Raw genomic sequence first — 20,255 nt, 5'->3', positions numbered from 1 at the left:
TTTACCCCTTATGCCCGTAAGTTCGTGGCTTAGTATAGTAATCGATGAGAGGCACACACATATTGGCGAGTAATACGGCAAACGCTACACCATCAGGGAAACCTCCCCACGCTCGAATAATAAAGACTAAAGCACCAATTAATGCTCCAAACAGCAATCTACCTCGAACAGTCGTTGACGCAGATACCGGATCTGTTGCGATGAAAAATGCGCCCAACATCGTTGCGCCAGATAACAACTGCATAGTAACAGGGGCGGTTTCTCCTGGGAGTAGAAGAGTAAAAATAAGCGACATGACAGCCAATGACCCTAAGAACGCAGCAGGGATATACCATTGAATTATTCGCAACTTTATTAATGCGAGTCCGCCCGCAAGATAAGCAAGGTTCACCCATTCCCATCCAGCTCCGGCAATGCCTGAAAACTGAGGCTTTTGGGTGATTTCGCCTAGTGTAAGACCTGATTGCAATGATGTTTTAATGGTGTCTAACGGCGTTGCCATTGTAATTCCATCGATGCCAGTTCTTACCTGCTGAAGAGAGAAGCCATCATGGTTGAAACCAGTAAAGATGAGTGACAAAGCATCAGAGAAGTCGACCTGAAATGGGCTGATACTTAAAGGCGATAGCCAGCTTGTCATTTGGACGGGAAAAGAAATCAGCAGTACAACGTAGGCAACCATCGCGGGATTAAAAATATTCTGCCCTAAGCCACCGTATAAATGTTTTGCAATCACAATGGCAAAGAAAATACCGATAACGAGCATCCACCAAGGGGATAGAGGAGGGATGGCAACGGCTAATAACCAAGCTGTAACGACTGCGCTGTAATCACGAAGTGCTGAAACTGGGTTACGCTTTCTCACTACCATCACGATTGCTTCGAAACCTATCGCTAAACCAATGGCAAACACAAGTTGAATGAGCGTACCCCAACCGAAGAAGTATATTTGAGCGACAAGTCCTGGTAGCGCACACAAAGCCACCCACCTCATTAGATCGGGTGTGCTGCGTCGATTACGTGCGTGTGGAGAGCTAGCAATAAAAAATGCCACTAGTCGTTTTCCTCAGATTGATTACGTTTCTGTTGTTCGGCTTTTCGAGCTTTCGCCCTTGCAATGGCTGCGGCTACCGCGGCTTTTTTCGGGTCTTCCTCAACAGGTGTTTCCGCTGGTGGCTCATCCGAATTCAAATCATCATTTTCTGTTTGAGCTTGTTTCGCCTTACGCGCTTTCGCTCTTGCAATGGCAGCGGCTATCGCGGCTTTTTTCGGGTCATCCTCAACAGGTGGTTCCACTGCTGGCTCGTTTGAATTCGAGTCGTCACTTTCAGCTGCTTGCGCTTGTTTCGCCTTACGCGCTTTCGCCCTTGCAATGGCTGCGGCTACCGCGGCTTTTTTCGGGTCTTCTTCAACAGATGTTTCCGCTGGTGGCTCATCCGATTTCAAATCATCTTTTTCTGTTTGAGCTTGTTTCGCCTTACGCGCTTTCGCTCTTGCAATGGCTGCGGCTACCGCGGCTTTTTTCGGGTCCTCTTCAACAGGTGTTTCCGCTGGTGGCTCATCCGAATTCAAATCATCATTTTCTGTTTGAGCTTGCTTCGCCTTACGCGCTTTTGCCCTTGCAATGGCAGCGGCTACCGCGGCTTTTTTCGGGTCCTCTTCAACAGGTGTTTCCGCTGGTGGCTCATCCGATTTCAAATCATCATTTTCTGTTTGAACTTGTTTCGTTTTGCGTGCTTTTGCCCTTGCAATGGCAGCGGCTACCGCGGCTTTTTTCGGGTCTTCCTCAACAAACGTTTCCGCTGATGGCTCGTTTGAGCTCGAGTCATCACTTTCAGTTGGTTGAACTTGTTTCGTTTTGCGTGCTTTTGCCCTTGCAATGGCTGCAGCAACTGCGGCTTTTTTCGGATCGTCTTCAGGAGTTGCTTTAGCCGGAGATTCGATTGAATCCAAGGTTTCAGCCCCTTTCGATTCAGATTGCTGTTCCTTGCGCGCTTTCGCTCTTGCAATAGCAGCGGCTACCGCATCTTTCTTCTCGTTTCCTGCAGTTTCCGCTTGTTCTGGTTGAGTTGATTTTTTTGCCTTTGCACGGGCAATAGCTGCAGCGACGGCATCTTTTTTACTTGTGTCTTGCTTATCTTTCGAATCTGAATCAGTCGTTTCGTTTGCTTTTAAGGCTTTACGTTCTCTCGCTTGACGCTTGCGCTCTTCTCTGAGTTTTGCCATCTCGCTATTATCTGGTTCAGATTGTCCAGATTTCATTGCCTCAGCTTGTTTGGCTTTTGCGCGAGCAATGGCTGCTGCAACAGCCGGTTTAACTTCATCTGTTGCTGCTGTTTGTGCTTTCTGAGATTTAACTCTAGCAATGGCTGCCGCAACGGCATCTTCACCGTCACCGGTCTTCAAATCTTTACGGCGCGCTTCTGCGGCTTTCTTGAATTTATTTTCACGAGCAAGCTTATCGCGCTCCATTCGAGCGTTCTTTTCTTCAAAGCGTTTTTTAGCTCGCTCAGCAGCGATGGCTTCTTCTTTACGGGTACGAATTTCCGCTTTCGCTTCACGGTAGTAGTGGACTAAGGGGATTTCACTTGGACAGACAAATGCACAAGCTCCACATTCGATACAATCTTTTAGATTGAGTTCTTCGCACTTATCGTAATCTTGATCCTTTGCATACCATTGAAGTTGTTGAGGAAGTAAAGACGCCGGGCATACGTCTGCACATTCGCCACAGCGGATGCATTCCATCTCGTAACGCTCAACAGGCAGTTCCCGACGCGCGGGCGCAAGAATACAGTTAGCTGTTTTTGTGATGGGGACGTTAGCATGCGGAAGAGCAAACCCCATCATTGGTCCACCCATAATAAGGCGAGGCGCTTTTTTATCGGCTTTATAATCTGCGTGTTCCAGCAGGTGTGAAACAGGTGACCCGATCAAAGCCCAAACATTACGGGGTTGTTTGAAGGTTTTACCTGTCAGAGTCACTACGCGCTGGATAAGAGGCTCGCCGTCAATGATTGCACGCTTGATGGCATGCATTGAACCCACATTTTGTACCAATATGCCTATGTCCGCTGGAATACCATTTGCTGGTACTTCCATATCGGTCAGTATTTTGATGAGTTGCTTTTCGCCACCAGAAGGATACTTCGTCGGGATGACTCGAATAACCAGATCTTTTGCCGTAGCAGCAGCTTGCAGTGCTTTGATGGCTTCTGGTTTATTGTCTTCGATACCGATAATGGTGAGCTCTGGTTTAAGTATGTGCTCAACAATTTCTATGCCTTTGATGATCTCTTCTGCATGTTCTTGCATTATTCGATCATCAGCGGTTATGTACGGTTCGCACTCAGCAGCGTTGACGATGAATATTTTTGTTTTAGCCAATCCCGATTGGATTTTTTTTGCCGTTGGGAAACCGGCTCCTCCCATTCCAGACACGCCTGCCTGACGAATAGCTTCAATTAAGTCGTCTGATGTTTCTTGCTGGTAATTCGCAATGGGGTTCTTTTTCCCCCACTCATCTTTTCCGTCGGGTTCAATAACGACGGACAATTCTGTCAGACCAGACGGGTGAGCTGTCGTTCTGGGCTCTATTGCGGTAATGGTTCCAGATGTCGGGGCATGAATTGGAAGCATGAAGCTTAATGAACAGCGAGTCAGCGGCTGACCTTTGGTTACGTGATCACCTATTGATACCGCGAGATCACCGGGTTTCCCAATGTGCTGTTTTACAGGAATAACCAGCTCTTGCGGAAGAGGTAATACCTGCATTTCTGACTGGTTAGATTGGCGCTTATTTTCTGGTGGGTGAATACCACCGGGAAAATCCCAGAGGTAACCAGAACGAATTTTCTCAATGAGTGACAACATGCCCAATCCTTCTTATTGTAATTTTTGAGGTTGAGAATCGGTGACGTTAACCACCGGTATTGTGTTTAATTGCCACTTCCATGTATCTGTTGTTTGCGCAATTGGAATCATTTCGATGCAATCCGTCGGGCACGGTGCAACACAGAGATCACAGCCAGTACATTCGTCTTTAATAACGGTGTGCAGCGCTTTGTTGCCTCCTACAATGGCATCTACTGGGCAAGCTTGGATACATTTTGTGCAGCCTATACACATATCTTCGTGTATGTAAGCGACCTTTTTGATGCTTTTTTCTGGGTCGTGTTCCGGTTCTCCCGCTTCAACCCCCATTAAATCGGCCAGCTTTTCGATAGCAGCCTGCCCACCTGGAGGGCATTTAGTGATGGAGTCACCATCTGCAATGGCTTCAGCATAAGGGCGGCAACCAGGGTAACCACACTGACCACATTGAGTCTGAGGTAAAATTTCATCGATTTGATCCACAATCGGATCAGCTTGAACTTTGAACTTTATTGAAGCAAAACCAAGGATCGCACCAAAGATAGCCGCTAGGGCTGCAAGTGCAATGATAGCAATTAGAATTCCACTCATTACAGTTTCACCAGCCCTGTAAAGCCCATGAATGCGAGTGACATTAACCCGGCGGTAATCATTGCTATAGATGCACCGCGAAATGGCATTGGTACGTTAGCTGCGGCAATACGTTCACGCATAGAAGCAAACAAAATCAAAACGATGGAGAAGCCAGCAGCAGCGCCAAAGCCATAAACGATGGATTCAATGAAATTGTGATTCTCATTAATGTTGAGTAACGCTACACCTAGAACGGCACAGTTTGTGGTAATCAATGGCAGAAAAATACCAAGTAGGCGGTAAAGAGTCGGGCTGGTTTTGTGCACCACCATTTCGGTAAACTGCACAACAACAGCGATAACCAGAATAAAACTCATGGTGCGGAGATATTGAATACCTAGCGGCGTTAAGATGTAGGTTTCAACGAGGTATGCGCTCACCGATGCCAAAGTAAGCACAAATGTCGTAGCCAAGCCCATGCCTATAGCTGTTTCAAGTTTTTTTGAAACACCCATGAAGGGGCATAAGCCTAAAAATTTTACAAGAACGAAGTTGTTGACCAAAACGGTGCCAACAAGCAGCAACAGATACTCTGTCATGGCATCTCAATAAAAATAAATCAGATCTTAATATTATCCTGCTTTGTTACGTATTTAACAACCGAGATAGAGCAAGGTTTTTTGGTATTTGACTGTTTATTAGTCAGTTAATTATAGAATTATGATTCTAAATTTGAAAAACGCCAAGTTGTTGAGAATTAATATCATTTAGGTTGCGTGTGGCGACGATAAAAGCGTAGCAGGTCAGTTTCTGTTGGTCGAAATTTGAACGTGAGTGGAGTGTTGAACAAGTACTCTTACGAAACATAAGCTTAGAGTGTTTTTAATTGACCAGAGCGAGGGGATCATATCTTTTAGCTTGGGTTTGAAATACACCTGTCGCCAATCAACGAGCTCTGAGACATTGGTTTGGAACAAACCAGTCGCTATAAACGGAAAAAGCCACTCTTTTCGACATGGCTTTTGGAAGTTTGGCTCCCTTTGTCGGGACTCAACGTGGGCGGCGAGCTCTGAGACATTGGTTTGGAACAAACCAGTCGCTAACAACGAAAAAAGCCACGTCTTTCGACATGGCTTTTAGAATTTTGGCTCCCCCTGCGGGACTCGAACCTGCGACATACGGATTAACAGTCCGCCGTTCTACCAACTGAACTAAGGGGGAACAAGACGGGTACACCACATCTTTCAACGGGGCAGGATACTATCACCGGGTAAACATAAAATCTACTAGAAATGAGAAAAAAGGCTCAAATATTTCTCAAGCGACGGATGAATCAAGAAATCGGGTATTGCGAGAAGGCACTCTGAGGCTGGCGGGCGAAAACAGCCTTGGTGAGGAGTAAATGTGGAAGATGAAGCCGCTACTTAGTAATCGAAAACATCCAATAGATCCAAGTCGAAATACACACCGCGTAAATCATTCTTATTACATAACGCCTTTAGCTTCTCATCGCAATACAACAAGTTACCCCCTTGCATTAAAGACTTGAAAACGTGCTTATCAGTAACACTAGACTCGATGAAGTTGAGAGATTCCAAGCCAGCTGGATACCCATCGATGTATTCGTGCTTCGTACTGGCTTTGTCTTCCTCACCAAAACTCATGACATTGAAAGCCTGAAACTTTTCATCATCAATCACGATAGGTAAGAGCTCGCCATCAGAGCCGATATATGGCTTTAACACTTCTACCGCTCGTTGCGTTAGTACTAGGAAAGAACCCCAAACAGATATATCTGGAATTTTTATAGACGTATTGTCGTGAGCTGTGAATTTGACACTCTCTTCTACCCAAACATCGGACAACCCTTTTGAGGCTATGGGTTCACTGTAGAGCCTATCCAATAGAGCATCGTCACCCGCATCGATGGCCCGTTGAAAAGGGTCATGTTCGAGAACTTTGAAGTGACGATTGATGTTTCTTATCTGATATATACTCATTGAGCTGGTTTCCAAGATGGATCTTTCTTCATAAGAATTTGGGAAGGGTGAGAGCCATCTTTTAGCTGAGATTTAATTCTGACAAGTCTGGCTCTAAATGCGCCTTCATTGTTGCGAATATCAGCCAATTTTCCAACTCACCTCTGATAGTTATTGCCATGTATGCGCGAGTGAGTCGGCGCTTTTGGTGTAGTGTAACGTCCCTTGTAAGTGGTCGAACGTGGTAGCCAAATACCATTCATAGAGTCGTTGATACCTATCCCATACATGAACATCTGCAAGCGAGCGTTAATCATTGCCTTAACACGACCATTACCCATAACGATATGATGTGCTGCATGGTTTGGAGATGGCTGCGGCTCTGCAATGGAGTCGGTTTTCATCCTCAAGCTCCTTCAGTCGCTTCACGTCTGAGGCTTCCATGCCGCCGTACTTGGACTTCCAGTTGTAGTAAGTGGCATCTGAGATGCCATACTCTCGGCAGACCTGTTTGACCAACCTGCCAGTTTCAACTTCTTTCAGAATCTTGACGATTTGCGTTTCTGTATAGCGTGACTTTTTCATCAGCGTTCTCCATTTGGTTTAGTTTAAACCGAAGAACTCTAATTCTAAATGTCCCTAGTTTAGGGGATGATTACAAGGTACATACACATGACCAATTGTTCAAAGCGCTCTCGACGCTTTGAACGCTCACTGGGCACTCGATGACGCCACTTGTAAAAGCCACTAGGTGAGACATCAAGAGCGTGACACATGTGAGTGACTTTGTATTTCTCAACATAACTGTCGATGAACTCGTACTTCACTCTTGCTGCTTCGCGAAGTACGCCGAGACCTTTTTTAGGAATTCCATTTCATCTTTGAGTCGCTTGTTCTCGCGCCTTAGCGCTCGAAGCTCTTCGGACTCTTTCTTCGAATAATCAACACCGTCTAGGGTGTTAAACTGTTTATCCGATAGACGTGTGAACTGACGCTTCCAGTTCCGTATTTGCTGAGCACTGATGCCCAGCTCTTGAGCAACCGAGACCGCCGTTCGACCTGGAAGACTGGCAAGATGCACTGCTTCTTTGCGGAATTCTTCGCTGTACGCTGGATTACGATGTTTAGTCATAAATCACCTCTCAATTAGACCCTAGATCTAACTTAGTAAAGTGTCTACTAAACGTGGGGTACTCGGAAGGGTAACGCCGCGCTCACCGGTAAATTAGGAGCGCAGCGCCTTGTTATACGCTGCTCAATGCCTTCTTTATATCTTGTTTAAACTTATTATAACTTCCACAAGCATCTCGAAACTCACTGGCTATCTTTGCAATTTTTTTCTGAGTTGCAGGCTTCACCCAAATTCTAGCAATATCCTGAGGGTATATTTCAACTTGACCACTAGATCCATTAATATATCTAGTAATTTGTTTCTGACCCATTTCGGACATAAGAAATGCCCCTATATACCAAGCCAAATCTTCATCAGTAAATCGAAGGATTGTGATATGTCCATCTACAACAGCAGGAAAGTCATGATCATAGACGGCGACTCGACCGATGGTTCCATCACCTGTCGAATTTATAAGAACGTCATTCTTTTGTATGCCGGCGCGATGCTTGGTTTTCTCATACGTTTCTTTACTAACTGATCTAGCAGTTTCAAGGTCCACATATCCAGCTCTAATACAAACTGATTTTAGAGCGCAAATATTTGCACCTTTATCATTAACTTGCTTGCCGTAGTCATCAGTCATACCGAACCAATTAAGTGAAGACGGGTCAGTTTCAACATCAGCGTATTTAGGTTGGGTTCCCCTATGGATAACGCCTACGAGTTTTTCATTCGTGGATAATTGAAAAGAACCTTTAGTTCCTTCCAGCTCATCACATACCGAAACATAATCTTCTTGATGAAATTCAGGTTCATAAATATGGTTATTTGAATATAAACCAGATTCAGGGTCATTTAGATCAAGATAAGTATCGGTTACTTTTCTAATTGCTAGCTTAGCCATATCTATTGCTCCGCCTTGGTGAACTGAATATTAGCTTGAACAAAAGCAGATATTTCATCTAAATCGGATAGTATATTATGATCTTTATCAACGATTAGATTTCCTGTTTTATCCTTCCCTGGGTTTTCAGTGAGTGCAAAAATTGGGTCGGGATCTAGTTCTACGTCAGAAAAATCTTCTAGAGGAGTCTCTCGTTTTTGGAAAAATCCAACGCAAGTTTTAGTGTTTGTAAAAGGCTTAAACATGTCGCCACCGAGTCCAACAACGGCTAATATCTTACAATGCTTTAGAATATATCTACGAATGTATTCATCACCATAATTTTTAAAAATACCTCGAGGTAAAACAATAGCCATTCTCCCGTGTGGGTTTAGCATATTAACGCATCGCTCGATAAATAACTTATCTCTGGATAATTTATTTACTCTTTTTCTGCCACCATTTTTTTGAGGTTTATGAGCAATATGGTACTTTGAGAGGGTATCATCTGATGAGATATCTCCTGCAAATGGAGGGTTAGTTGCAATGATATCAAATTTACGTAATTCTGATTTTCCATCAGACTTGATAATAAATTTGGATTTAGTTTCATCATCTCAGTTAACATTATTTAGCCCATCACAGACGGCTATGTTTGACCGTCCGTCTCCCCAAATAAGCATGTATGCCTTTGCGACTTTTGCAATTAGAGGGTCATAATCCATGCCATAAACACATTCAATAGCATAGTCTTTTTTATTTTCTATTATTTCATTTTCATCATCTCGTTCTTTCTCAATAGTCCTATAGACATGACTCATGGCAGAAACTAGAAAGCCTCCACTACCGCAGGAAGGGTCAAATATGGTTTCACCATCCTTAGGGTTAAGTATTTCAACACACATATCTACAACATGTCTTGGTGTGAAGTACTGACCTTTATCCCCCTTCATGCCTGGGTTAATCATAATTTCAAATGCAGCACCTAGAACATCTGCATCAGATTTCAAAAGGTATACCTTTTGTAAGGCTGAGACGCAAAACGCTAATGTCTCATCCCCCAAGTTCAAAGTTTCACCTTCTAGAAAAACGCCAGACCATCTCTTAGATGCATTTTTGAACAATGAAATTATTCTTGTCTTTGCATCTTCTGGAGCTTCAAGAATACCTACTCTAAACTGAGCAGAAGAGTTGTCATTTTTTAAGTTAGCTCTTTCATCAAAAAGCTTCGCAAAAATAAGTTTGAATATTTCATCAAAAGCATCAACACCTTCATGAGCTTTGATGTAATTTTCACACTCTTTAATTATTGAAAGAAAATCCTTTACAGGCTCCAACTCTTTCCTAGTTATGGGAGAGTCAACATCTGTTAGCGATTCTGATTTCTTTGGAATATTTCGTAATTCTCTCCATGTAGCTTCTTCTTGGTCTTCTTTTGGCTCAATTCTCAAAAGATAGACATGAGGAGGCTCACCGTTGCTCCATAAGCCAATTCTACAGCCAGTAGCATTCATATAGACTTTAAGCTGTTCAATTCCATCATTTCTCTTTGGCCGCTTAACTTCAATAAAAACTCTTGCAGTAGATTTTTTACTATCTGTATATACAACGATATCAGCAGCTTTTTTGGCTTCGGCAGCTCCTACTTTAACTTTTACTTCTACATCTATTTGGTTAAATGTATAGCCGTAAACCTCAACTAATCTGTATAGCCACCACTGCCGAACTTTCTCTTCAGGTTTGTTGTTTACTTTATAGACACGACTTCTTATTGGGCAATAAATATACTCTTCATCACCGACAGCGTATATGGTAAATTCCTCAGGAGCTTTGTCAGGTCTAGTCTTAGATTTTTCCGTTTTATAATGCATGTATTCGTCTTTTCATAAAGTAAATGTTGTTAATTAGGGTTTGCGTATAACATTTTTAATAACCGGCGGGCTCGTTTTCCGGTAGAGCAACTTTCATCTAATCTACCATAAGCCACTAAAAAACAAAGCATATACATCATATTTTGCACTCTGCCAACATACAAAAACGAGCAGGCGCTTTATCACTTTTAAATAGTGCATGTTATCTAAGGATGGGTAACGATAATCTTCTTTATTAACAATCACTTATTAATCACCCTCAAGAGCAATTGCATGATTGTTTTTGTTCGTGTGACGCTTGTTTAGTAGAAAGTTGATGTGCATTACCTATTCATAAAATACAGACATAGGTACTAAATTTAATTAAGTGCTCAATATTAGTTTAAAATTTGAACATGTTTGCGGTCGCTCTGTCGACAAAGCAAACCATTTCACATACTCAAATTTAACTCAAAACCAATAAACCGTATAAAATCCCTGTTGAAAACCACAAGTCAAACCAGTAGCACTTGTAATTGGTACTAATGCAGCATGCTCCAAGCTGAATTCAAATATTAGAAATGCTAGGGCGTATTTAGATATAAAAATAAAGTCGAATAAATACTCTAACAGGTTTCGGGGGCGCAAACGAGTTTGAGCATAAAGTACTTCCTTCAAATCACTTATTCACGGTTTTCCCTAAATACACACACTAAGGTGAATCACACCTAGCCCCTCTCGCCCTTCAATATGGAGAGCATGAAAACACAGACCTTACCCTCAAACCCAGTCGCGCAGGCGATACTGACCGCAGATTTATCTCTGTCTGAAGACGGTTGGTGTCAACTGCTGCCTGCTGGCAAATTCAAAGCGCCAGACGGTCGACCCACCGAGCCAGAAAGCGGGTATTGGTATTTAGATGCGGAAAGTGCATATGCCTTTATTGCTGCTACCAAAGCTGCGCGTCACAAAGTGCTGGTGGATTACGACCACCAATCTTTTTACACCGAACAAACGAGATAGAGAGTTCCTGTATCAGCTTGGTTGACGTCAGCCAACGATATGGAGTGACAAGAAGGTAAAGATTCCTATGTGTGCTCAGATTTACCCGTAAATACATTCTAGGCTGAGCTGTTCGTGCGGAAGTGCTCATTTTATGCGAATTCTTTTCTCAAACTTATCGGTTGACTACACAATTTTCTGTCAACACTCAACGAGAAAGATTTGAGAAAAAAATCTTAAAAAAAATCTTTACAATCACATAACCCTTGCACGGCAAAGCCTAATCGAACTTATCCACCAAAATTGTGGATAACTGTGTTAATTGATTTTTGACAATTATTTTTTGGGCTGTTTTAGAAAGAGTTTCCCAGCAATAAATAGGGAATGAAGATGCTCTAACAAATTGATTTTACGTTGTTTAAGTGTTTTTAATGCTTGAAGTTGTGGATGTGAATAAAAATGCACTTAGATGACAGTATCGACATATCTAGCAAAATTTTGGGGAAAACTCGTGGATGAAAAATGGTGTTTTATTGCGGGGTTTTTGTACAGGGCTGAAAAAGATACCAGATAACGTTGTCAGTATCTAGCGGTAAATGTGCCGTAGATCGGACTTTTAGTCACTCTATGTATTGCCTCTAGAGTTAAAGCAAAAGACAATACCGTTAAACTTAGGTTAGGGAATAAAAATGAGCAAGACGTACGATCTCGTCTCCAAATATGTACCTTCGGGCGATCAACCTACTGCGATCAAAAAGCTTCTAGACGGGTTAGACTCTGGACTAGCACATCAAACGCTCTTAGGGGTGACCGGATCGGGTAAAACATTTACGTTAGCGAATGTTATTGCTGAATCTCAGCGACCAGCAATTCTTCTCGCTCCAAATAAAACGCTTGCCGCCCAGTTATACGGGGAGATGAAAGCCTTTTTCCCAAACAACGCTGTTGAATATTTTGTCTCTTACTACGACTACTATCAGCCAGAAGCCTATGTACCTACAACAGATACGTTTATAGAGAAAGATGCCTCTGTGAACGCGCATATTGAGCAAATGCGTTTATCTGCAACAAAGGCTCTACTAGAAAGAAAAGACGCCATTATTGTTGCATCCGTTTCAGCCATTTACGGTTTAGGAGACCCGGACAGCTATCTAAAGATGATGCTCCACGTAACCAGAGGGGATGTGATAGGTCAACGAGATATTCTAAGGCGCTTGGCTGAACTTCAATATTCTCGAAATGATGTCGCTTTCGAGCGCGGTCAATTTAGGGTGCGTGGCGAAGTTATTGACGTATTCCCTGCCGAATCTGAGCAAGATGCAGTACGCATCGAAATGTTTGATGATGAAGTAGACTGTATTAGTGTGTTTGATCCGCTGACTGGCGTGGTTAAGCAACGAGATCTTCCGAGGTTTACCATTTATCCGAAAACTCACTATGTTACGCCTCGTGAGAAAATCTTGGATGCTATTGAAGAAATAAAAATCGAGCTTGAGCAACGCAAAAAACATCTGATAGAAAATAATAAGCTTCTTGAAGAGCAACGAATTTCGCAACGTACTCAATTTGATATTGAAATGATGACCGAACTTGGGTTTTGCTCCGGTATTGAAAACTACTCGCGTTATTTAAGTGGTAGAAATGAGGGGGAGCCGCCGCCGACTTTATTCGACTATTTGCCTGCAGATGGTCTTTTGGTTATCGACGAATCTCACGTTACCGTACCCCAAATTGGTGCGATGTATAAAGGCGACCGTTCGCGAAAAGAAACCTTAGTTGAATTTGGCTTCCGATTACCTTCCGCATTGGACAACCGTCCGATGAAATTTGAAGAGTTTGAATCCATCGCACCTCAAACTATTTTTGTATCTGCGACACCTGGAAATTACGAACTAGAAAAGTCGGCTGATGACATCGCCGATCAAGTCGTCCGCCCAACAGGATTGTTAGATCCTGAATTAGAAGTTAGACCCGTTGCCACGCAGGTGGATGATCTACTCTCTGAAATTCGAATCCGCAGTCAAAAAAGTGAACGTGTTTTGGTAACGACGTTAACGAAACGAATGGCGGAAGATTTAACGGAATACCTGCACGAGCATGGCGTAAAAGTTCGTTACCTGCACTCTGATATCGATACGGTTGAGCGAGTTGAGATTATCCGAGATCTTCGCTTAGGTGAATTTGACGTGCTTGTTGGGATTAACTTACTTCGAGAGGGGCTTGATATGCCTGAAGTGAGTTTGGTGGCGATATTGGATGCTGACAAAGAAGGGTTCCTTCGTTCGGAGCGTTCTTTGATTCAGACTATTGGTCGTGCAGCGCGTAACCTAAGTGGTAAGGCTATTCTCTATGGAGATAGGATTACTAAATCCATGAAAAAAGCGATGGATGAGACGAACCGCCGTCGAGATAAACAAAAAATGTATAACGAAGAGCAAGGTATTACACCTCAAGCGCTTCAGACTAACGTAAAAGACATTATGGAGCTTGGCGATATCGCTAAAGCCAAAGGGAAGCGTCATAACAAACAAGTTCCCCTATCTCAGGTTGCAGAGCCATCGAACAGCTATGAAGTACTCTCTCCACAGCAGTTAGAGAAAGAAATTTCGAAGTTAGAAGGTCAAATGTATCAGCATGCTCAAAACTTAGAGTTTGAGCTGGCGGCTGGAAAACGAGATGAAATAGAAAAGTTGAAAGCGCAATTTATAGCAAACAGCTAAGGTCTACCGATCTCTCGAGATGATTTTTGAGCTGAATTTAAATCAAAAAAATAGCCAATAGAAATCGTTCTATTGGCTTCATTTTGTGAATACTTTGTTCACTAACAACGTCAGTTGGCTAGGTGACCCATTAGGGTCATACATGAAGTTGCACATAGCGTGCCATGTTTATTTCACCCTTTCTTTTACATTTTATTCTGTTTAGGCTATTATTTTTCGCAAAATGCGATTCATATTGCAACTACATTACTAAAGTGCAACGGCTAGGTTATGCAAGACACAACAACTAATCCGAATCCAAAATATCTTCTCATGGTAGAAGATACCGCTTCGGTTGCAGCGTTATACCGATCCTATCTTAATCCACTTGGCTTGGATATTACTATTGTCGGGACGGGAATAGATGCAATAAAAAGTCTCGAAAAGCGAACTCCTGATCTCATTTTACTCGACTTACGCCTACCTGATATGACCGGGATGGATGTCCTTTCGTCAGTAAAGTCCAATTACCCTGATGTTCCTGTCATCTTTATGACTGCGCATGGTTCAATAGATACCGCAGTTGAAGCGATGAGAAAGGGGGCTCAGGATTTCCTTATTAAGCCATGTGAAGCAGATAGGCTTCGTGTCCCGGTTAATAATGCTCTTCGAAAAGCTGGAAAGTTGCGTTCTCCAACCAGTGAACCTGATAACAACTATCAAGGCTTTATTGGCAGTAGCCAGACCATGCAGGCGGTTTATCGAACGATAGATTCCGCAGCTCCTAGTAAAGCTTCACTTTTCATCACTGGGGAAAGTGGTACGGGTAAAGAGGTGTGTGCTGAAGCCATACACGCTGCGAGTAAACGTGGTGATAGTCCTTTTATCGCGATCAACTGTGCTGCCATCCCTAAAGATCTTATAGAAAGTGAGCTTTTTGGTCATGTTAAAGGTGCCTTTACAGGTGCATCAACGGATAGGCAAGGTGCAGCAGAGTTAGCTGATGGTGGAACTCTATTCTTGGATGAATTGTGTGAGATGGACTTGGATCTTCAAACCAAGCTGCTTCGATTTATCCAAACGGGTACTTTTCAAAAAGTGGGTTCTTCCAAAATGAAAAGTGTGGATGTGCGTTTTGTATGTGCAACCAACCGTGACCCATGGAAAGAAGTGCAAGAAGGGCGTTTTCGTGAGGATTTGTATTACCGACTTTATGTCATTCCGTTGCATTTACCACCGTTGAGAAACCGTGGGGAAGATGTAGTCGAAATTGCGTATTCATTACTTGGGCATATGTCTCATGAAGAAGGGAAAGGTTTTGTACGTTTTTCCCAGCAAGTACTCGATAAATTTATTGAGTACGAATGGCCTGGTAACGTTCGTCAGTTGCAGAACGTGCTGCGTAATGCCGTGGTACTTAACCATGGGAGTGAGATCACACTTAATATGCTACCGCCACCCTTAAATTTGCCTTCGGTATCAGAATTGAAACAAGCGAATGCAACCGACTCAATTTCAACTAAACTCTCTATAGAAGAAATACGACCACTTTGGCTTACTGAAAAAAGTGCGATAGAGCAAGCAATTGAAGCCTGTGAAGGTAATATTCCGAAGGCAGCAGGTCATCTAGACGTCAGTCCGTCTACGTTGTATCGCAAGCTGCAAACTTGGAAAGAACAATAAAGAGAAACACAACAAGTTTAAGAGGGCAGAATGAAAGCAGTCGTCAATACAGACAAAATAGACGAGTTGAGTCGAGACATCGGAGAAGAGAACCTTCCCATGCTTTTTTCTATTTTTATTGGAGAGTTAGTCGATTACGCTGAGGCGCTAGCAAATGGTCCGTCCGAGCGAAGCGAAGCTGAGGAGCAATTGAAGTCGATCAGCCATTCACTGAAAAGCAGTGCAGCAAGTTTTGGTGCTGAAAGGTTATGCGAATTTGCAACAAGGTTAGATGCTCGATACAAAACAGGTGAAGACATTAACACGTCAGAAAATAGGGAAACAATGATCACCTGCTTGCACTTAACTCGAGAAGAATTTCTCAAATTAACCCAATAGATTTTCTATTGCTTTCTGCAGTTTAGTTCTATCATGTCGCCATTGATGATTGGCTGAAGCTAAATCAATGGTGACTATTTCACGTACACCAGTGAACGCCTCATAATCGTCTTTTCCGAGTAATACGTCTATCTCACGACCATCACAAGCTCGTTGGCACCAAGTGAGTTTTTCTTGCAGCGTCATGCGTCCGGCAGGGCCATATTCTGGCGATAAGTTTTCGACAAACACGAGTTTAGCTGTTGAGTTTCTTGCTATCGCTTTACCCAACTCTGGAAGCAATAGTGGGGGCATAATACTTGTGAGAAAACTGCCAGGTCCCAATACAATGCAGTTCGCTTCTTCAATGGCCTTTATCCCTTCCTTAGTCGCTTGAACTTGAGGCTCCAAGTATAAACGCTGTAGATCGTACTCAGTTTCATCGACACTGGTTTCACCACGTACCCATTCACCTGAGACAGACAGCGCTGTTAGATCTGTGGGGTGCTCCGTCATTGGGACGATGTTGATATCGACTTTAAGCATATCTCTAATTAAATTAATTGCTTCTAGAGGTCGAATTGAAAGGTTATCTAAGGCGGTGAGCATTAAGTTTCCAAGATTGTGGTCATTTAACTCGCCTACACCCTTGAAGCGGTATTCAAACATCATAGAACCGATAGAAGGTTCCGTTATCAGCTGATTAATACAATTTCGTGTATCACCCCAGGCGATCCCGCCTTGGCAATCGCGAATTCGACCAGTTGAACCGCCATTATCGGTTGTAGTGACAATACCTGTTGCGTTATTACCGAAATCTTTCAGCGCAGCTAACATTCTTCCAAGACCGTGCCCGCCGCCAATAGCGACCACTTTTTTATTTTTATATAGCGTCATAGTCGTTCATATATCGCATTTTATTTTATTGATTAAAGTGTATACCCTTCGAAGAGGTATAAGAGAAATTCTGTATTGATAGCTCGATACTTTGCCTACAGAATCGCTAAATTTCTACCAAATAAGCTGTACAACCCCGAGTTTTTGCAATTTTGACTGGTATCCCACACTAATATTAAGTATTTTATTAAGACGCTGCCACGTATTTTCGTGGCTGCCATAACTCCGAGCTTTCACTGCTAAGTTCGCAAATTAGCGAATAAGAGGTGTCAGCCAGTGGCAATTTGGTCACAAGGGTTTGTTTGGAAATGAACAAGCCTCCCGTGTTTGGAAAGGTGTTCCGTGGCGCAACAATTCGAAGATAAATTCAATCGCAAGTTTTACTACTTGCGCTTATCAGTTACTGATGTTTGTAACTTTAAATGCACATACTGTTTGCCTGATGGATATCAACATCCTTCGGGGCAACGCAATTCATCCTTTTTAACTCTCCCCGAAATCCGACGCGTGGTTCATGCATTTGCTAGTTGTGGTACGGATAAAGTCCGCATTACTGGTGGTGAACCGAGTTTACGTAAGGATTTTACCGAAATCATTCACGAGATTGCTTCAACACAAGGTATTCGCAAGGTTGCCACTACAACCAACGGGTATCGTATGGAGAAGCAAGTTGGTGAATGGAGAGAGGCAGGTCTTACCAACATAAATGTAAGCGTCGATAGCTTGGACTCTAGGATGTTCCATCAAATTACTGGTGAGAATAAATTCGCTCAAGTCATGGCTGGGATCGATAAAGCATTTGAAGTCGGCTTTGAACAGGTAAAAGTGAATGCAGTTCTGCTCAAAAATTTGAACAGTAGCGAGTTACCCGCGTTTTTGCATTGGATCAAAGATAGACCGATTCAACTTCGGTTTATTGAGCTTATGCAAACAGGAGAGATGGATGAGTTGTTTAAACATCATCATCAATCTGGCGTAAGTATTCGCAATCATCTCATTGCCAATGGTTGGCTGCTCAAGCCAAAAGCGCTTAATGACGGTCCAGCTCAAGTCTTTATTCACCCTGACTACCAAGGGGAAATAGGGCTTATCATGCCGTATGAAAAAGATTTTTGCGAAAGCTGTAACCGATTAAGAGTATCGGCTAAAGGTAAGTTGCATTTGTGCTTGTTCGGTGAGCATGGTGTTGAGTTAAGAGATTTATTACAACACGATCATCAGGATATTGAGCTAATAAATCGCATTTCTGAGCAGTTACAAACTAAATCTGTTAGCCATTTTTTGCACGATGGAAACTCAGGTATGACACCACACCTCGCATCTATCGGCGGCTAAATAATTTAAACGCTGGTGGATTCCCGCCAGTAAACAATTTCAATCTATAACACGTAAGGTGAGCAAATGGGGCACGCTGAAAGTAAATTTGAACCTGCAAACATTGCTGTTTTAACGGTTTCTGATACCCGAACGGAAGAGAATGATACCTCTGGTGGCTATTTGGCTGAGCACTTGCAAGAAGCTGGTCATAATCTTGCTGATAAAAGCATCGTTATTGACGATATGTATCAAATCCGGGCTGTCGTCTCAAAGTGGATTGCTGACGATACGATTCAAGCGATAATGATTACTGGTGGTACAGGATTTACTTCTCGCGATAGTACCCCTGAAGCGCTTGTTCCATTATTCGATAAGCAAGTCGAAGGGTTTGGTGAACTGTTCCGTGCGGTTTCTTATGAAGAGATAGGTACGTCAACCATTCAATCCCGCGCTATTGCAGGGTTTGCTAATCACACGGTGATTTTCGCAATGCCTGGCTCGACTGGAGCATGCCGCACAGCATGGACAAAGATCATTAAGCAGCAAATGGATGCCAGTCATCGTCCGTGCAATTTTATGCCTCACCTCAGCAAATAAGAGGAGCATCATGAATCAATTTACCCATATTAATGCTTCTGGCGAGGCAAACATGGTTGATGTGTCTTCAAAAAATGACACAGTTAGAGAAGCCCGCGCAGAAGCCTTCGTCCACATGTCGCCAGAAACACTTCAATTGATTGTTTCTGGCTCACACCATAAAGGTGATGTGTTTGCTACAGCACGTATTGCTGGTATTCAAGCAGCAAAGAAAACATGGGATCTGATTCCACTTTGTCACCCATTGCTTTTGTCTAAAGTTGAAGTTCAGCTCGAAGCAATTGAATCAGAAAATAAAGTTAGGATTGAATCTGTTTGTAAACTAGCAGGAAAAACTGGCGTAGAAATGGAAGCGTTAACAGCGGCTTCCATTGCAGCTTTAACCATCTACGATATGTGTAAAGCGGTTCAAAAAGACATGGTTATCAGCCAAGTCAGGTTACTTGAAAAAACGGGTGGCAAGTCTGGTCATTTTAAGGTGGAATAATGATAAAAGTTCTATTTTTTGCTCAAACTCGTGAGTTAATTGGCGTAGATGAACTCGAACTTGACGCGACGTTTGAAACGGCTGAAGAACTGCGATCTCACCTTGAGAAAAAAGGTGATAAGTGGGCATTGGCACTGGAATCCGGTAAGTTGCTCGTCGCTATTAATCAGACACTTTGTTCATTAGATTCACCTCTGAAACATGGTGATGAGGTCGCATTCTTTCCGCCTGTTACAGGAGGGTAATGAATGGCAAATGTATCTGTTCAGATTAATGACTTCTCTCTTTCTGATGAATATGATCGACTGGCAACAGGTACTTCGGCGGGTGCTGTGGTTACGTTTGTTGGAAAAGTGAGAGATATGAATCTAGGGGACAATGTTGTTGGGTTGTCTCTTGAACATTACCCAGGGATGACTGAAAAATCGCTACTCGATATTTGTGATCAAGCCAAACAGCGTTGGAACATTGAAGCGATGACTGTTATTCACAGAGTAGGGGACCTCGATATTGGTGATCAAATTGTATTCGTTGGTGTTTCCAGTGCGCACCGTGGTGATGCGTTTGATGCTTGTGAGTTTGTGATGGATTTCCTTAAAACCAAAGCACCATTTTGGAAAAAGGAACGTACTACGGATTCAGTTAGATGGGTAGAGTCTCGAGAGTCTGATGCATTGGCAGCAAACCGATGGGAACAAAAATAGTCCGCTGATTTGATATGGTTTGATGGGAGTAATAGGTTAACCAATTAACGTTAACTACATAACGTTGCAAAAGGTCTAACTTTCTAAAAGTCAGCTTTCAAAAGTTTTCTCTTCAAAAACTCTATTTCAAGAACGTTGTCTAAAAGAGTTCTGCAATCAAAAATAAGGAAACCGGTCAGTGGAGATTTCTCTGACCGATTTCTTTTTATTTTGAGCTTAAGCAGAACATAAGCTCAATGG

20 protein-coding genes, 1 tRNA gene, 1 pseudogene and 1 riboswitch are annotated in these 20,255 nt (G+C 42.8%); of the genes and pseudogenes, 9 read left to right on the top strand and 13 right to left on the bottom strand.

Annotated elements, in window-relative coordinates:
* Window position 1: 1 nt before the first annotated feature.
* From rsxD to LDO37_RS11955, 12 genes and pseudogenes are all read right to left on the bottom strand, one after another.
* A complete protein-coding gene (gene rsxD, locus LDO37_RS12010; protein ID WP_126606649.1) occupies window positions 2–1,054 on the bottom strand; it encodes an electron transport complex subunit RsxD in 1,053 nt (350 codons plus the stop codon).
* Entirely contained in the window at window positions 1,054–3,873 is a 2,820-nt protein-coding gene (rsxC, locus tag LDO37_RS12005) for an electron transport complex subunit RsxC (protein WP_224055216.1), read from the bottom strand. Before rsxC ends, rsxD begins: the two co-directional genes overlap by 1 nt.
* Window positions 3,874–3,885: 12 nt before the next feature.
* A complete protein-coding gene (rsxB, locus tag LDO37_RS12000) occupies window positions 3,886–4,464 on the bottom strand; it encodes an electron transport complex subunit RsxB (protein ID WP_126606762.1) in 579 nt (192 codons plus the stop codon).
* Window positions 4,464–5,045: an electron transport complex subunit RsxA gene (gene rsxA, locus LDO37_RS11995; RefSeq protein ID WP_101111487.1), complete on the bottom strand. Its 582-nt coding sequence runs from the start codon at window positions 5,043–5,045 to the stop codon at window positions 4,464–4,466. The genes rsxB and rsxA overlap by 1 nt, the downstream gene beginning before the upstream one ends.
* Window positions 5,046–5,591: 546 nt before the next feature.
* Window positions 5,592–5,667, bottom strand: a tRNA-Asn gene (locus LDO37_RS11990).
* A 203-nt stretch (window positions 5,668–5,870) separates the two neighbouring features.
* A complete protein-coding gene (locus LDO37_RS11985; RefSeq protein ID WP_126606763.1) occupies window positions 5,871–6,446 on the bottom strand; it encodes an imm11 family protein in 576 nt (191 codons plus the stop codon).
* A gap of 137 nt (window positions 6,447–6,583) precedes the next feature.
* Entirely contained in the window at window positions 6,584–6,766 is a 183-nt protein-coding gene (locus LDO37_RS30360; protein ID WP_233448307.1) for an AHH domain-containing protein, read from the bottom strand.
* Entirely contained in the window at window positions 6,759–7,010 is a 252-nt protein-coding gene (locus LDO37_RS11975; protein WP_399480222.1) for a transposase, read from the bottom strand. Before LDO37_RS11975 ends, LDO37_RS30360 begins: the two co-directional genes overlap by 8 nt.
* A gap of 59 nt (window positions 7,011–7,069) precedes the next feature.
* Window positions 7,070–7,252 carry a hypothetical protein gene (locus LDO37_RS11970; RefSeq protein ID WP_224055215.1) on the bottom strand — a complete coding sequence of 61 codons (183 nt, stop codon included), beginning with the start codon at window positions 7,250–7,252 and terminating at the stop codon, window positions 7,070–7,072.
* The gene (locus LDO37_RS11965; RefSeq protein ID WP_221768601.1) at window positions 7,249–7,557 is read right to left on the bottom strand and encodes a transposase; all 309 of its coding nucleotides are present in this window, start codon (window positions 7,555–7,557) and stop codon (window positions 7,249–7,251) included. Before LDO37_RS11965 ends, LDO37_RS11970 begins: the two co-directional genes overlap by 4 nt.
* A 112-nt stretch (window positions 7,558–7,669) precedes the next feature.
* Window positions 7,670–8,443 carry a restriction endonuclease subunit S gene (locus tag LDO37_RS11960; protein ID WP_126610076.1) on the bottom strand — a complete coding sequence of 258 codons (774 nt, stop codon included), beginning with the start codon at window positions 8,441–8,443 and terminating at the stop codon, window positions 7,670–7,672.
* A 2-nt stretch (window positions 8,444–8,445) separates the two neighbouring features.
* Window positions 8,446–10,293 (bottom strand): annotated as a pseudogene (locus tag LDO37_RS11955) (N-6 DNA methylase).
* 738 nt (window positions 10,294–11,031) lie between these two features.
* Here LDO37_RS11955 and LDO37_RS11950 point away from each other — a divergent pair.
* The 4 genes from LDO37_RS11950 (at window position 11,032) to LDO37_RS11935 (ending at window position 16,034) form a co-directional block, all read left to right on the top strand.
* Entirely contained in the window at window positions 11,032–11,295 is a 264-nt protein-coding gene (locus LDO37_RS11950) for a phage protease (protein ID WP_185829735.1), read from the top strand.
* A 668-nt stretch (window positions 11,296–11,963) separates the two neighbouring features.
* Complete coding sequence (gene uvrB, locus LDO37_RS11945; protein WP_126606786.1) at window positions 11,964–13,994, top strand: excinuclease ABC subunit UvrB; 2,031 nt, start codon at window positions 11,964–11,966, stop codon at window positions 13,992–13,994.
* A 270-nt stretch (window positions 13,995–14,264) separates the two neighbouring features.
* Window positions 14,265–15,656 carry a quorum-sensing sigma-54 dependent transcriptional regulator LuxO gene (luxO, locus tag LDO37_RS11940; protein ID WP_126606785.1) on the top strand — a complete coding sequence of 464 codons (1,392 nt, stop codon included), beginning with the start codon at window positions 14,265–14,267 and terminating at the stop codon, window positions 15,654–15,656.
* Between the two features lie 30 nt (window positions 15,657–15,686).
* Entirely contained in the window at window positions 15,687–16,034 is a 348-nt protein-coding gene (locus tag LDO37_RS11935; RefSeq protein ID WP_101111490.1) for an Hpt domain-containing protein, read from the top strand.
* Here the strand turns inward: LDO37_RS11935 and yvcK are convergent.
* Complete coding sequence (yvcK, locus tag LDO37_RS11930; protein WP_126606784.1) at window positions 16,023–16,910, bottom strand: uridine diphosphate-N-acetylglucosamine-binding protein YvcK; 888 nt, start codon at window positions 16,908–16,910, stop codon at window positions 16,023–16,025. The genes LDO37_RS11935 and yvcK overlap by 12 nt on opposite strands.
* Before the next feature lie 211 nt (window positions 16,911–17,121).
* Window positions 17,122–17,265: riboswitch (molybdenum cofactor riboswitch) on the top strand.
* Here yvcK and moaA point away from each other — a divergent pair.
* The 5 genes from moaA to moaE all read left to right on the top strand — a co-directional run bounded on the left by moaA (window position 17,253) and on the right by moaE (window position 20,015).
* Entirely contained in the window at window positions 17,253–18,245 is a 993-nt protein-coding gene (gene moaA, locus LDO37_RS11925) for a GTP 3',8-cyclase MoaA (RefSeq protein WP_126606783.1), read from the top strand. Its footprint overlaps the riboswitch before it by 13 nt.
* A 66-nt stretch (window positions 18,246–18,311) precedes the next feature.
* On the top strand, window positions 18,312–18,824 hold the full coding sequence (moaB, locus tag LDO37_RS11920) for a molybdenum cofactor biosynthesis protein B (RefSeq protein ID WP_101111493.1): 513 nt from the start codon (window positions 18,312–18,314) through the stop codon (window positions 18,822–18,824).
* Window positions 18,825–18,834: 10 nt separating this feature from the next.
* Window positions 18,835–19,311, top strand: coding sequence for a cyclic pyranopterin monophosphate synthase MoaC (moaC, locus tag LDO37_RS11915; protein ID WP_126606782.1), 477 nt, complete (start codon window positions 18,835–18,837; stop codon window positions 19,309–19,311).
* Entirely contained in the window at window positions 19,311–19,556 is a 246-nt protein-coding gene (gene moaD / locus LDO37_RS11910; protein ID WP_126606781.1) for a molybdopterin synthase sulfur carrier subunit, read from the top strand. The genes moaC and moaD overlap by 1 nt, the downstream gene beginning before the upstream one ends.
* Window positions 19,557–19,559: 3 nt before the next feature.
* Window positions 19,560–20,015 (top strand): molybdopterin synthase catalytic subunit MoaE, encoded by a 456-nt coding sequence (gene moaE / locus LDO37_RS11905; RefSeq protein ID WP_126606780.1) that lies wholly within the window; start codon window positions 19,560–19,562, stop codon window positions 20,013–20,015.
* The last annotated feature ends 240 nt before the right edge of the window (window positions 20,016–20,255 follow it).

The organism is Vibrio penaeicida (genome assembly GCF_019977755.1).
In the GTDB taxonomy this organism is placed as follows: domain Bacteria; phylum Pseudomonadota; class Gammaproteobacteria; order Enterobacterales; family Vibrionaceae; genus Vibrio; species Vibrio penaeicida.
The sequence above is the reverse complement of the archived record's forward strand: the minus strand, read 5'-3'. Positions and strand labels throughout refer to the sequence as shown.